Here is a 13,360-nt window from a genome sequence, read left to right on the forward strand (position 1 = left end):
CTGATGAAGCCATCCCTGATAAAGCGGGCCGCTGGTCCCGCGCTGCTGTTGTTGTGCTGCGTGGGCCTCGCCGCCTGCATCCAGGCGCCGATCCGGCGCCACGAAGGCGAACCGCTGCTTCGGTTCGGCCAGGGCGGCGCGCGCGAACACGTCGACGGCGTCGACATCTGGATGCGAGGCGAGCCGCCGCGACCCTACGAGGTGCTGGCCTACACCACCGTGGAAACCGCGGAAGGCTGGATCGGCGAGCGCTTCCTGCTGAAGCGGGTCGCCAGCCGCGTGCGCGAGGCCGGCGGCGACGGCGCGCTGATCGGCGACCAGCGCAGCCGGCTGGTGGCACTGCAGCGCGCGGGCAGCCATCCCGCGCTGGCGGATTCGCGGCGCATCGTCGAGATTTCCATCGTGCGCTACCGCTGAGGCGCGGCTGGGTGAATCTGCCTAGACTCGTGGTATCCAGCCACGCCGGGCCATCGCCGGCTCTTGCCTTCCAGCCCATGAAAATCGCCGTCGTTGCCTTTCCTGGCTTCCAGATGCTGGACATCGCGGGTCCCATTGACGTGTTCCACGAAGGCGCGCGCCAGGCCGGACAGCCGGATGCCTACCAGTTCGAGATCATTGCGCCGCAGCCCGGGATGCTCACTGCCTCCAACGGCATGCGCATCGAGCCGGACGCGACGCTGAAGACCGCCAGTGACGATATCGACACGCTGCTGGTCGCGGGCGGCCCCGCGCTCTGGCAGCAGACGCAGGACGAAACCGTCCGCGCATGGCTGGCCCGGCAGGCACGCACCGTGCGGAGGATCGGGTCGGTCTGCTCCGGCGCGATGGTGCTGGCGCACGCGGGCTTGCTCGACGGACGCAGCGTTACCACGCACTGGAATACCACCGACCGGCTGGCGCGCATGTTTCCGGGCGTCCAGGTGGAGCCGGACCGGATCTATGTCAAGGACGGCAACCTGTACACCTCTGCCGGCGTGACCGCCGGGCTGGACCTGGCATTGGCGCTGGTCGAGGAGGATTTCGGGCGCGTGGTGGCGCTGCGGGTGGCGCGGGAACTGGTGATGTTCCTCAAGCGGCCGGGCGGGCAGTCGCAGTTCAGCGCTCACCTCGCGGCGCAGACGGCCGAGCGCAATGCCCTCCGCGAGGTGCAGGGCTGGGTGGTCGAGAACCTTGCCGGCGACCTGTCGGTCGAGGCGCTGGCGGCGCGTGCCGGCATGAGCACGCGCAACTTTGCGCGCGTCTTCAGGCAGGAATGCCAGGTGACGCCAGCCGATTTCGTCGAGGCCGCGCGCATCGACGCCGCGCGCCGGCTGCTGGAGGGCTCGCGCCATCCGCTCAAGCGCGTCGCCGCGCTGGCCGGTTTTGGCGATCCCAATACCCTGCGGCGCGCCTTCCTGCGCCGGATCGGGGTGGCGCCTTCGGATTACCGGCGCCGCTTTCTCAGCACGGCCTGACCGGATGCTGTGCACAGGGTTTGCACAGGCTGTGCACAGGATTCCGCGGCGGCTATCCACAGGGTTGTCCACAGGCGCGGGCGGCATTACGCCACCCCGCGATGCGTGACGCCGAACGTTCCGGCCGCGCCGGGGGCGGGATTGCGGGGAATGCATGGCGCCAATGGCTGGTAAAATGCCAGCCGGAGAGCGCCGCGCCCGCGGCGGTGCGCCACCAGGCGCGTGAACAAACGATAACCAGGGGCCAGTCATGAAGCAGATTACCGCCATCATCAAACCGTTCAAGCTCGACGAGGTGCGTGAAGCCCTGGCTGACGTCGGCGTGACCGGGCTGACGGTGACCGAGGTGAAGGGATTTGGCCGCCAGAAAGGGCATACCGAGCTTTATCGTGGTGCCGAGTACGTGGTCGACTTCCTCCCCAAGATCAAGATCGAGGTGGTGGTGGCTGAGAACCAGCTGGACACCGTGCTGGACGCGATCGTCAAGGCCGCGCACACCGGCAAGATCGGCGACGGCAAGATCTTCGTGACCGAAATCGAACGCGTGATCCGCATTCGTACCGGCGAACAGGACGAAGCCGCGGTCTGAACCGCCGGCTGCAAAAGCAAGAACGCCGCCCAACCGGGCGGCGTTTTTTATTTTGGGGTTTGCCCTGCGGAGGGCGAGGCTCAGCTTGGCAGCTTCCAGCCGTAGCGCACCGACACCAGCCGCATCGCGATGATCGCCAGCGCGCCGGTCAGCAGCGCCGCCTCCTGCTGTACCTCCAGCCACGTCAGGCCGACGTAGATCCAGCAGCCGACAAAGGAGCAGGTCGCGTACGGCGAGCGGTCGCGCAGGATCATCGGCACTTCATTGCACAGCACGTCGCGCACCACGCCGCCGAACACGGACGAGATGATGCCCATCATCACCGCCACGGTCGGCGTCATCTGCGCCACCAGCGCCAGCGAGGCGCCGGTGACCGAGAACAGCCCCAGGCCGATCGCATCGGCAACGATCATGGCCCGGTCCGACGCCACGCGGCTGACCACGCGCAGCACGAATGACGCACCGAACGACATCGCGAAGATCAGCAGCACATAGCCTTCATGTTCGACCCAGTAGAACGGTCGCCGGTCCAGCAGCACGTCGCGCAGCGTGCCGCCGCCGAAGGCCGTGGCGAACGCGACCACGAAGGTGCCGACCACGTCGAGCCGCTGCTTGCGCGCGTCGACCACGCCCGACACCGCGAAGGCGAGCACGCCGATGACCTCCATGATATGGAGGATCAGGGGCAGCCGCCCCATCAGCAATTCGAGCGGGAGATGCATCCGGCGCGGGCTGGGGGCTCAGGTCCGGCGCATCAGGGCTTTGGCTGGCGCAGCAGCACCATCAGCGCGCCGGCGCCGCCTTCGGCCTCGCGTGCCTGCACGAAGGCGAGCACTTCTTCCTTCTGCACCAGCCAGCTGCGCACCTTGCCCTTGAGCACTGGAAGCTTGTCGGGCGAGCCCAGGCCCTTGCCGTGGATCACACGCACGCAGCGCACGCCGTTGCGCACCGAGCGGCGCAGGAACTCGGCCAGCGCCTCGCGCGCCTCGTCGCTGCGCAGTCCGTGCAGGTCGACCTTGTCCTGCGGCACCCATTCGCCGCGGCGCAGCTTGCGGATCACGTCCATGCCGATGCCGGGCCGGCGGAACGACAGCGTCTCGTCGGTTTCCAGCAGGCTTTCGACATCGAACTCATCAGACAGGGAGGCCTGCAGCACCGCCTGGTCGTTGCGCTGCGACTGCACCGGCACAGGCGCGGGCTTGCTGGCGGGATGGTGGGCGCGGTTGCGGTCGCGCAGCTGGCTGACCTGGCCCACGCTGGCACGGAACACGTCGGCTTCCTCGCGGGCACGCTGCGCCGCCTGTTCGGCAGCCAGGCGCTCGGCTTCGCGCCGCTCGGCATCGGCCTTGAGGTTGTCGCGCAGGCTGGACAGGTCGTTCAGGCCAAAGCGTTGGGTCGGTCGGTCGGGTTTGCGGGCGCCTTGCGTCATGAAAAAATCTCCGGGGGCACGCCGGGATTATATCGACTGGGGCTGGACAGCCGGGAAGGCTGCGGGGAGGCGGGTGAACCGGCCGCGGCGGGCCGGTTCAGGAGGGCTTGCGCTTACTTCAGGGCTTCGACAAAACGCTGCGCGTCCAGCGCGGCCATGCAGCCGGTGCCGGCGCTGGTGATTGCCTGGCGGTAGACGTGGTCCTGCACGTCGCCGGCGGCGAACACGCCCGGCACGCTGGTAGCGGTGGCGTCGCCCTGCAGGCCCGACTTGGTCACCAGGTAGCCGTTCTGCATGTCCAGCTGGCCGGTGAACAGGTCGGTGTTGGGCTTGTGGCCGATGGCGATGAACACGCCCGCCAGCTTCAGGTCTTCGGTCTGGCTGGTCTTGGCGTTGCGGATGCGGATGCCGGTCACGCCGGAATCGTCGCCCAGCACTTCATCCAGCACGTTGTCGTAGCGGATTTCAATGCGGCCTTCCTTCTCGCGCTGGAGCAGGCGGTCGACCAGGATCGGCTCGGCGCGGAAGCTGTCGCGGCGGTGGATCACGGTCACCTTGCTGGCGATGTGCGACAGGTACAGCGCTTCTTCGACGGCGGTGTTGCCGCCGCCGACCACGGCGACTTCCTGGTTCTTGTAGAAGAAACCGTCGCAGGTGGCGCAGGCCGACACGCCGCGGCCCATGAAGGACTCTTCCGACGGCAGGCCCAGGTACTGGGCCGAGGCGCCGGTGGCGATGACGAGCGCGTCGCAGGTGTATTCGCCGGCGTCGCCGATCAGCGTGAAGGGGCGGGCCGGCTTGCCGTTCTCGTCCACGAGCTTGGCGGTGTGGATGTGATCGAAGATGATTTCGGTCTTGAACTCTTCGGCATGCGCCAGGAGGCGCTGCATCAGTTCCGGACCCTGGACGCCCTTGGCATCGCCCGGCCAGTTCTCGACGTCCGTGGTGGTCATCAGCTGTCCGCCCTGGGCCAGGCCGGTGATCAGCACCGGCTGCAGGTTGGCGCGGGCCGCGTAGACCGCGGCGGTGTAGCCGGCGGGACCAGAACCGAGAATCAGCACTTTTGCGTGTTTTGCCATGATGCGTTCCTGTGGCCGGTGCGGCATGATGCCCACCGGCATTGCTCGAAACCGACATTATAAGAGGTGCCGCATTTGCCCACTGTTGCAAATTCCAATGGGTGCGATAGCCGCCGGCCACGTTAAAATGGCCGCCACGATGCCCGTCAGTCACCTGGCCAGTCAACGCTGACACAGGCCGACGGCGGTGCCAAACGTATTCGGAATCACCCTAAAAGAGTCCTATCCAGGCATGGCCCGAGCTACCACGACCACCCGCACCGATCCGTCAGCCTTGCCTTCCCGCATCGGCAAACTGCTGGGCGAGGTACGCTGGTTCCTGCTTCTGGCCGTCACGCTGGGCTTCCTGTGCGTGCTGGCCAGCTACAGCAAGACCGACCCCGGCTGGTCGCATGCCAACCAGGTCGCCGATATCCATAACCTGGGCGGCCGCGTCGGCGCCTGGGTGGCCGACGTGCTGTTCTTTATCTTCGGCTTCTCGGCCTACTGGTGGGCGGTGTTGCTGGTGCGGCGCTGCTGGCGCGGCTGGCGCACGCTGACCGCCGAGCTGCCCGAGCGCGAGGACCATCGCCAGGGCGTGGCGGTAAGCTGGATCGGCTTCGTGCTGACGCTGCTGTCCAGCATGGGGCTGGAGGCGATCCGCATGTACCCGCTGCGCGCCGCGCTGCCGCGCGCGCCGGGCGGGGTGCTGGGCGACACGCTGGGCGGCTGGATGCAGGTGGCGCTGGGCTTCACCGGTGCGACGCTGCTGCTGCTGTTGCTGTTCGCGATCGGGCTGTCGCTGTTCTTCCACTTCTCGTGGCTGTCGGTGGCCGAGCATATCGGCGGTTTTGTCGAGAAGCTGTTCCTGGGCTTCAAGGCCCGCCGCGAAAGCAAGCAGGACCGCATCATCGGCGAGGCCGCCAAGGTCGAGCGCAAGGAGACCGTTGAGGTCCAGCGCGTGCGCATCGAAGAAGCGCCGCCGGTGCAGATCGTGCGGCCGCAGGCGGTGCCCAAGCATGAACGCGTGGAACGCGAGAAGCAGCAGCCGCTGTTTGCCGATATCCAGGACTCGGACCTGCCGCCGCTGTCGCTGCTGGACCCGATCCCGCCGCACCAGGAAACCGTCAGCGCCGAGACGCTGGAGTACACCTCGCGCCTGATCGAAAAGAAGCTCAAGGACTTCGGCGTCGAGGTCAAGGTGGTGGCCGCCTACCCGGGCCCGGTCATCACGCGCTATGAGATCGAGCCGGCCACCGGCGTCAAGGGCAGCCAGGTGGTCAACCTGGCGCGCGACCTGGCCCGTTCGCTGTCGCTGGTGTCGATTCGCGTGGTCGAGACCATCCCGGGCAAGAACTACATGGGGCTGGAACTACCCAACCCGAAGCGCCAGACCGTGCGGCTGTCGGAAATCCTTGGCTCGCAGGTCTACAACGAGAGTGCTTCCAACCTGACCATGGCGTTGGGCAAGGACATCGCCGGCAAGCCGATGGTGGCGGACCTGGCCAAGATGCCGCATTGCATGGTCGCGGGTACCACCGGCTCGGGCAAGTCGGTGGGCATCAACGCGATGATCCTGTCGCTGCTGTACAAGGCCAAGGCCGAAAGCGTGCGGCTGATCCTGATCGACCCCAAGATGCTTGAAATGAGCGTCTACGAGGGCATCCCGCACCTGCTGTGCCCGGTGGTGACCGATATGCGCCAGGCCGGCAACGCGCTGAACTGGGCGGTCGGCGAGATGGAGCGCCGCTACAAGCTGATGAGCAAGCTGGGCGTGCGCAACCTGGCGGGCTACAACAAGAAGATCGACGAGGCGGCGGCCAGGGAAGAAAAGATCCCGAACCCGTTCAGCCTGACGCCGGACGCGCCGGAGCCGCTGGATAGGCTGCCTACCATCGTCATCGTCATCGACGAGCTGGCCGACCTGATGATGGTGGTCGGCAAGAAGGTGGAAGAGCTGATCGCGCGCATCGCGCAGAAGGCGCGCGCCGCCGGCCTGCACCTGGTGCTGGCCACGCAGCGGCCGTCGGTGGACGTGATCACCGGCCTGATCAAGGCCAACGTGCCGACCCGCATCGCCTTCCAGGTCAGCAGCAAGATCGACTCGCGCACCATCCTCGACCAGCAGGGCGCCGAAGCGCTGCTGGGCATGGGCGACATGCTCTACCTGGCGCCGGGCACCGGCCTGCCGGTGCGCGTGCATGGCGCCTTTGTCTCGGACGATGAAGTCCACCGCGTGGTGGAAAAGCTGAAGGAAGGCGGCGAGGCCAACTACATCGAAGGCATCCTTGAAGGCGGCCTGGCCGACGATGGCGGCGGCGATGGACTTGGCGGCGGTGCCGGCATCGGCGGCGGCGGCGGCGAGGCCGATCCGCTGTATGACCAGGCCGTGGAAGTGGTGCTGAAGAACCGTCGCGCGTCGATCTCGTTGGTGCAGCGCCACCTGCGCATCGGCTACAACCGCGCCGCGCGGCTGCTGGAGGACATGGAGAAAGCCGGGTTGGTGTCGGCGATGTCGGGGAATGGCAACCGCGACATCCTGGTGCAGGGCGGTGGCGCGGCTGCGCGGGATGAGGAGTAAGCAGAGGCGGCATTCCGGCTTGGCCGGGGATTGCCCAGCCGTGTGTGCTAGCGGCGCTTCAGTACCAGGTCGAGCTTCGCGTTGATGTTCTCGACCTTCGCGCTGACGTTTTCGACCTTTGCGTTGATGTTATCGACCTTCGCGTTGACGTTTTCGACCTTTGCGTTGATGTTCTCGACCTTCGCGTTGACGTTCTCCAACTTCGCGTTGATGTTTTCAAACTCCCTTTCGACCCGCACCTCAAGACGCTCAATGCGCGAATCAACCGCATCTAGTCGTCCCGTAAGGCGGCGGTCCATCTCGGTGATCCGCGAGGCGAGCGGACCGGTGGTCTTGTCGATCTTGTCCTGGGTGCTTTCATTCAGCCAGGACATCACGGAAAACACGAACGCTACACCGGCCAGGATGCCCGTGACTACCATGGCGGGATGAAAGGGCTTGGCTGCAGTCATTTCCCTGCGGGCTTCGAGTTCAATCCTGACCTGGCGTGTCACGATCCTCTTCATCTCGTCGCGGTCGAGACGCCTGGCGTCGTGCCGCAATGGCTGACGCCCGGCTGCAGGTTTGGCGGTGGTCATATTGCTGGCCCAGAGTGTTTGGCCGCCTGCCGGCGAAGCAGCGAGCAAGAGGCGGCGTGGCGAGTGCTCTACGTACATGCACTGCATTGTCTTCCACGCCAGGTAAGGAAGTGTTTCGTCCTGATACGAGATTCGCATTGCCGGACCCTTTGCCGCAAATTGAGAGTTTTCGTGCCGGAACCGGCGCAGTTCGCACAGCATCTGCCGTAATATCCCGTTACCCGTGAAGCGCGGATAGCGCGGAATCCTTCCCCGGCAGCCGGCTCTAACCAGACACGTTGACCGTGCAGCAGACTGCCCCGGCAGGTGCCGCACCAGTGCAACGCTTTCGATAACAACCAGGAACCAAACCATGCGCAACCGCATCCTCGTGTCGGCCTGCGCCGCGCTGGCGATGTTTGCCATCCAGGCGCCGGCCCATGCCGCAGCCACCGACCAGTTGCAGAGCTTCGTCACCGGCGTAAAAAGCGCACGCGGCGAGTTCACGCAGCGCCAGGTCAAGGGGCAGGGCGCGAACGTCAAGGTGACCGGCACCTCCAGCGGCACCTTCGTGTTCTCGAGGCCGGGCAAGTTCACCTGGCGCTATACCAAGCCCTACGAGCAACTGCTGCAGGCCGATGGCCAGACCCTGTACATCTACGACAAGGACCTGAACCAGGTCACCGAGCGCAAGCTCGATGCCGCGCTGGGTTCCAGTCCCGCGGCGATCCTGTTCGGCAGCAATGACCTGGAAAAGAACTTCGCCATCAAGAACGGCCCGAGCCGCGATGGCGTGGAATGGCTGGAGCTGACACCCAAGGCCAAGGACACCCAGTTCGAGCGCATCGGTATCGGCTTCAAGGGCGGCAACCTCGAAGCGATGGAGTTGCGCGACGCCTTCGGCAACACCACCATGCTGACCTTCACGAACATGCAGAAGAATCCGCCGCTGGCGGCCGATGCCTTCCGGTTCACGGTGCCCAAGGGCGCCGACGTGATGAAGCAATGAGGTCCGCCATGATCGACAACTCAGCAAAAGCCGGTCGCCTCGTCACTGCCCGCGGACGTTCCGGCGCAGCGATCATCGCCGGTGCCGGCGCACTGGTGCTGGCGGCTTGCGCCAGCACCGGCGGCGGTGCCAGCAAGTTCGATGTCGATTCCTTCCTGCGCGCGTCGGACACCGCATTGCCCGAAGTGCTCGGCAACCCGGCGTTCTTGAAAGCGACCCGCGTGCCCGCATCCGACTGCGCGGTCATGCTGCAGTCCGCCAGCACTGGTGTGCTGGAAGACCTGCCGCCCAGCAGCAACGCGCGCGGTCCCGCCTGGCTGCTGCATCCGAAGGGCAAGCCTGAGCAGGTCTGGCTGGTCGTCAGCGAGGCTGGTGGCGAGCGGACGTGTCACGGCCCGTTGCCGGCCGACGCGATGAAGACGCTGGCTGACCGCGCAAAAGGCTGATCGCGCAAAAAGCTGATCGCGCCGGCTTCAGCGTTGCTTTATTGCGATCGGAACGCCACCGGCGGTCATGTGTCCAAGCATCCTTATCCATGCACAAAACGGGAGAATGACATGACCGCGATCCGAACCACTTCCCGCGCGCGCCGGCTGCTCTGGCTGGCCGCGGGCGCAGCCTTGCTGGCTGGTTGCGCGGCGCAACCCGGCGAGCCGGCACCGATGCCCGGCCCGCAAGGTGCGCGCGGCACGCCGGCCGGCTGTGCCGCCGACAAGGTGGCCGACGATGCGCTGGTGGGCAAGGGCGAGGCCGAGGCCGTCGGCTTGCTGCAAGGCTGCGCGTGGCGGCTGGGCGAGCGCGACGGACAGCAGTTCCCGGGCACGATGGACTACAACCCGCAGCGCCGGACCCTTGGTATCAAGGCTGGCAAGGTGGCGTGGGTGCGCCGTGGCTAATGCGTCGCGCCAGCCGCGAGGCATTGTGTTGAGCGCACAATAATTGATCCATCAACGGGCGCTCAACATGACAGAAATGTAATTTGACCGCCTGAACAAGAATCAATATTGTTTTTGGCTGTCCGGAATCCAATAACCGGGCAGTCCCGGGTGCCCCGGATGCTGGCGACTGCCCACCCATGCTGGGGAGCCATCCGCGTGAAGACCACTATCCGAAACTTGCTGCCGCGTGCCGCGGCGCTGGCCCTGCTGACGCTGCCGCTGGCGGCCGCGGCACAGGAAAAGGTGCTGAACCTCTATACCGCGCGGCACTACCAGACGGACGAGGCGCTGTACGCCAATTTCACCAAGCAGACCGGCATCAAGGTCAACCGCATCGAAGGCCAGGAGGATCCGCTGCTGGAGCGCATCCGCAATGAAGGTGCCAACAGTCCGGCGGATGTGTTCATCACCGTCGATATCGGGCGGCTGTGGCGGGCCCAGCAAGCGGGCGTATTCGCACCGGTCAAGTCGAAGGTGCTGGAATCGCGCATCCCCGCCAACTACCGCGACCCGAACGGCGAGTGGTTCGGCTTCTCGGCGCGCGGCCGCGTAATCGCGTACAACAAGACCGCGGTCAAGGCAGGCGACATCGCCAACTACGAGGATCTGGCCGATCCCAGGTGGAAGGGCAAGGTGTGCACGCGTTCCAGCGGGCACGTCTACAACCTGTCGCTGGTGTCCAGCCTGATCGCCCACGATGGCGAGGCGCGTACCGAGCAGTGGGCGCGCGGCGTGGCAGGCAACCTGGCGCGCGTGCCCAAGGGCGGCGATACCGACCAGCTCAAGGCCGTGGCCGCGGGCGAGTGCGACGTGGCAATCTCCAACACCTACTACATCGCGCGCCTGCTGAAGTCGACCAAGCCGGAAGACAAGGCCGTGGCCGACAAGCTGGGCGTGGTGTGGCCCAACCAGAAGAGCCAGGGCGTGCACATGAACATCTCCGGCGGCGGCATGCTGAAGCACGCGCCGAACAAGGAGGCGGCAGTCAAGTTCCTGGAGTACCTGGCCAGCGACGAAGCGCAGCGCTACTTTGCCGATGGCAACAACGAATGGCCGGTGGTGCAGGGCGTGAAGATCAGCAATCCGGCACTCGACGCACTGGGCGAGTTCAAGGCCGATGCCATTAACGTGGCCGAACTGGGCAAATACCAGCCGCAGGCACAGAAGCTGGTGGACCGCGCGGGCTTCAAGTAAGCCGCTGGCCAGGCCGGCCGTCCCCGCACGAGGATGGCCGGCCGGTTCTGCGTTACAGCAGGAACCGCTTGTTTCCCTTCACCTCGATTGGCTCGACCTTGCGGAACGTCAGCTTGACGCTGCTGTCGAGCCGCCGCCCGGCCTGGCGCCGGATCAGCGCACGGTGCACCAGGCCCTTGTGGCCGACCGTGCCTTCCGCATAGGGCTGGCCCCCGGCCGTGCCCAGCGTCATCGCGGCCAGCGCCTGGTTGCGCTCCGCCGCACTTTTTTCCAGCAGCTTGTCCAGGGCCATGCGGGCACGCACCTGCGCGGCCAGCGCGGTGTCGCCGGGATTGGCGCGGGCTCGCTCGGCGTCCCATGGCAACTTCACCTTGCCCGCCAGCCGGCGCAGCGCCGCGCGCAACTCGGCGCCGTCCATGCGGGTTTCCTGCACGATCCACACCGCATCGTGGCGCACCGCCGCTTCGGCATCCGCCATGCTGCGCACCAGCGCTGGCTGCAGGTTGGGCGAGGTGAACTGGCGCGCGCGGCGGATCGCATTGAGCGCGATGCGGCGCACCCGCGGGTTGGCGTGGTCGCAAAGGTCATCGATGACGCGCGCCGCAGAATCGGCGGAGTCGATCATCTCGGCCAGTTGTCCGGCCAGCGAGATTTCTTCCACGCCGCTCAGCGTGTTGCGGCTGACCAGCCGGTTCAGCTTGAACAACAGGATGTGGTATCGCAGCATACGCCCCCGTCATGCGTTCCGGCGGCAGGCGCCGAAGGACCCGGCGTGCCGCTGTTCTTGTTCCCGGGCGAGCGCCGGGCCATAAAAGGCTATCGGCGCGGCAGGGGCGGTACTTGAGGGGGGTTAGCGCTGCGCTTCGCGCCGGATCGTGCGCGACAGCACGATCACCGGCAGCAGGCCGACAGCGACGATCACCAGCGACGCGGTCGCGGCTTCGGTCAGGCGTTCGTCGGCAGCGAGGTTGTAGGCCTGTACGGCGAGCGTATCGAAATTGAACGGCCGCATCACGAAGGTGGCCGGCAATTCCTTCATCACATCGACAAAGACGATCAGCGCCGCCGTCAGCAGGCTGCCGCGCAGCATCGGGAAATGCACGCGCCGCAGCGTGGCGCCCGGACCGTGGCCGAGGCTGCGCGCGGCGGCGTCCATGCTGGGCGTGATCTTGCCCAGCCCGGCGTTGACCGTCTGCAGCGCCACGCCCAGGAAACGCACCAGCAGCGCATACACCAGCGCCGCGATGCCCCCGGTCAGCAGCAGCCCCACCGACAGCCCGAACTGCTGCTGCAGCCAGCCCGACAGAGCGTTGTCAAAGCGCGCCACCGGCACCAGCACGCCTACGGCGATAACCGAGCCGGGTAACGCATAGCCCATGCCGCACAGGCGCGTCAGCCCGCGCACCAGCCAGCCGCGCCGGCCGTTCGCGGCGCGTCCGGCGTAGCCGATCGCCAGCGCCACCAGCACCGCCGCCAGCGCCGTCGCGCTGGCCAGCAGGAAGCTGTTGCGCACCAGCCCGACAAAGCGCGGACCGAACTGGGCATCGCCGTCGGTGAAAGCCATGCGGCACAACATCAGCGCCGGCACCAGGAAGCCGAGCAGCACCGGCACGGCGCACACCGCCAGCGCGAGCCAGCCGCGCGAGCCATCGAGCGTCCATGCCGCGGCGCGGCGCTGGTTGCCATAGACCTGCGCGCGGCCGCGGCTGGCGCGTTCCATCAGCAGGATCGCGGCGACGAACAGCAGCATGCACGCCGACAGCTGCGCCGCGGCGTTCTTGTCGCCGAGCGAGAACCACGCGCGGTAGATGCCGGTGGAAAACGTGGGGATGGCAAAGTACGCCACGGTGCCGAAGTCGGCCAGCGTCTCCATCATCGCCAGCGCGGTGCCGGCGACGATGCCGGGCCGGGCCAGCGGCAGCACCACGCGCCAGAGCCGGCTCCAGGTGCCGTGGCCGAGCAGGCGCGCGGCCTCTAGCGTGTTCTGCGTCTGCTGCAGGAAGGCGGCGCGCGCCGTCAGGTAGACATAGGGATACAGCACCAGCGAGAACAGCGCGATGGCACCGCCCAGTGAGCGGATATCGGGGAACCAGTAGTCACGCGCTTTCCAGCCCGTCAGCTCGCGCAGCCACCCCTGCACCGGCCCGGCGAACTGCAGCGCATCGGTGTAGGCGTAGGCAATCACGTAGGCCGGCATCGCCATCGGCAGCACCAGCGCCCATTCCATCACGGCATGGCCGGGAAAGCGGTAGGTCGAGACCAGCCACGCCGTGGTCACGCCGAGCAGCAGCACGCCCGCGCCCACGCCCAGCAGCAGCCCGATGGTGTTGAGAACGTACTCTGCCAGCACTGTGTCGATCAGGTGGCGCCAGGTCTCGCCGGCGGGCAGCAGCACGGCCGAGGCAACCACCAGCACCGGCACGGCGATCAGCAGCGCCATCGCAAGCGTGGCCAGGGTCAGGGGGTGGAAGCGGCGGCGGCTGGGCAGGAGCATGCGGTGGATTCGATGGGAGCGCGCCCCCGGACAATGTGGTGTCGGCGCGGCACGCCG

General features: G+C 66.8%; 14 protein-coding genes. 8 read left to right on the forward strand and 6 right to left on the reverse strand.

Features of this window, described 5'->3' with window-relative positions:
- The first annotated feature begins 3 nt into the window (after window positions 1–3).
- From CTP10_RS03515 to glnK, 3 genes are all read left to right on the forward strand, one after another.
- Window positions 4–417, forward strand: a complete 414-nt coding sequence (locus tag CTP10_RS03515; protein WP_116317353.1) for a hypothetical protein — start codon at window positions 4–6, stop codon at window positions 415–417.
- 77 nt (window positions 418–494) lie between these two features.
- A complete protein-coding gene (locus tag CTP10_RS03520; RefSeq protein WP_116317354.1) occupies window positions 495–1,454 on the forward strand; it encodes a GlxA family transcriptional regulator in 960 nt (319 codons plus the stop codon).
- A 250-nt stretch (window positions 1,455–1,704) separates the two neighbouring features.
- On the forward strand, window positions 1,705–2,043 hold the full coding sequence (glnK, locus tag CTP10_RS03525) for a P-II family nitrogen regulator (RefSeq protein ID WP_006162803.1): 339 nt from the start codon (window positions 1,705–1,707) through the stop codon (window positions 2,041–2,043).
- An 80-nt stretch (window positions 2,044–2,123) separates the two neighbouring features.
- Here the strand turns inward: glnK and CTP10_RS03530 are convergent, their stop codons facing one another.
- The 3 genes from CTP10_RS03530 to trxB form a co-directional block, all read right to left on the reverse strand.
- On the reverse strand, window positions 2,124–2,765 hold the full coding sequence (locus CTP10_RS03530; protein WP_116317355.1) for a trimeric intracellular cation channel family protein: 642 nt from the start codon (window positions 2,763–2,765) through the stop codon (window positions 2,124–2,126).
- Between the two features lie 32 nt (window positions 2,766–2,797).
- On the reverse strand, window positions 2,798–3,472 hold the full coding sequence (locus tag CTP10_RS03535) for a Smr/MutS family protein (protein WP_116317356.1): 675 nt from the start codon (window positions 3,470–3,472) through the stop codon (window positions 2,798–2,800).
- Between the two features lie 113 nt (window positions 3,473–3,585).
- The gene (gene trxB / locus CTP10_RS03540) at window positions 3,586–4,551 is read right to left on the reverse strand and encodes a thioredoxin-disulfide reductase (RefSeq protein WP_116317836.1); all 966 of its coding nucleotides are present in this window, start codon (window positions 4,549–4,551) and stop codon (window positions 3,586–3,588) included.
- 232 nt (window positions 4,552–4,783) lie between these two features.
- On the opposite strand from trxB, the gene CTP10_RS03545 reads away from it, so the two are divergent.
- On the forward strand, window positions 4,784–7,111 hold the full coding sequence (locus tag CTP10_RS03545) for a DNA translocase FtsK (protein ID WP_116317357.1): 2,328 nt from the start codon (window positions 4,784–4,786) through the stop codon (window positions 7,109–7,111).
- Window positions 7,112–7,158: 47 nt separating this feature from the next.
- On the opposite strand, the gene CTP10_RS03550 is transcribed toward CTP10_RS03545, so the two are convergent.
- Window positions 7,159–8,043 carry a hypothetical protein gene (locus tag CTP10_RS03550; RefSeq protein ID WP_147316180.1) on the reverse strand — a complete coding sequence of 295 codons (885 nt, stop codon included), beginning with the start codon at window positions 8,041–8,043 and terminating at the stop codon, window positions 7,159–7,161.
- Between CTP10_RS03550 and lolA the strand changes: the two genes are divergently transcribed.
- The 4 genes from lolA to CTP10_RS03570 all read left to right on the forward strand — a co-directional run bounded on the left by lolA (window position 8,042) and on the right by CTP10_RS03570 (window position 10,809).
- On the forward strand, window positions 8,042–8,677 hold the full coding sequence (gene lolA / locus CTP10_RS03555) for an outer membrane lipoprotein chaperone LolA (protein WP_116317359.1): 636 nt from the start codon (window positions 8,042–8,044) through the stop codon (window positions 8,675–8,677). The genes CTP10_RS03550 and lolA overlap by 2 nt on opposite strands.
- Before the next feature lie 8 nt (window positions 8,678–8,685).
- Entirely contained in the window at window positions 8,686–9,123 is a 438-nt protein-coding gene (locus tag CTP10_RS03560; RefSeq protein WP_233527949.1) for a hypothetical protein, read from the forward strand.
- A 111-nt stretch (window positions 9,124–9,234) separates the two neighbouring features.
- A complete protein-coding gene (locus CTP10_RS03565) occupies window positions 9,235–9,573 on the forward strand; it encodes a hypothetical protein (RefSeq protein WP_116317360.1) in 339 nt (112 codons plus the stop codon).
- A gap of 198 nt (window positions 9,574–9,771) precedes the next feature.
- Entirely contained in the window at window positions 9,772–10,809 is a 1,038-nt protein-coding gene (locus CTP10_RS03570; protein ID WP_116317838.1) for a Fe(3+) ABC transporter substrate-binding protein, read from the forward strand.
- A gap of 52 nt (window positions 10,810–10,861) precedes the next feature.
- Here the strand turns inward: CTP10_RS03570 and CTP10_RS03575 are convergent, their stop codons facing one another.
- Window positions 10,862–11,536, reverse strand: a complete 675-nt coding sequence (locus tag CTP10_RS03575) for a hypothetical protein (RefSeq protein WP_116317361.1) — start codon at window positions 11,534–11,536, stop codon at window positions 10,862–10,864.
- A gap of 123 nt (window positions 11,537–11,659) precedes the next feature.
- Window positions 11,660–13,303 carry an ABC transporter permease gene (locus CTP10_RS03580; RefSeq protein WP_116317362.1) on the reverse strand — a complete coding sequence of 548 codons (1,644 nt, stop codon included), beginning with the start codon at window positions 13,301–13,303 and terminating at the stop codon, window positions 11,660–11,662.
- Window positions 13,304–13,360 lie beyond the last annotated feature (57 nt).

The organism is Cupriavidus sp. P-10, from assembly GCF_003402535.2.
GTDB lineage: Bacteria > Pseudomonadota > Gammaproteobacteria > Burkholderiales > Burkholderiaceae > Cupriavidus.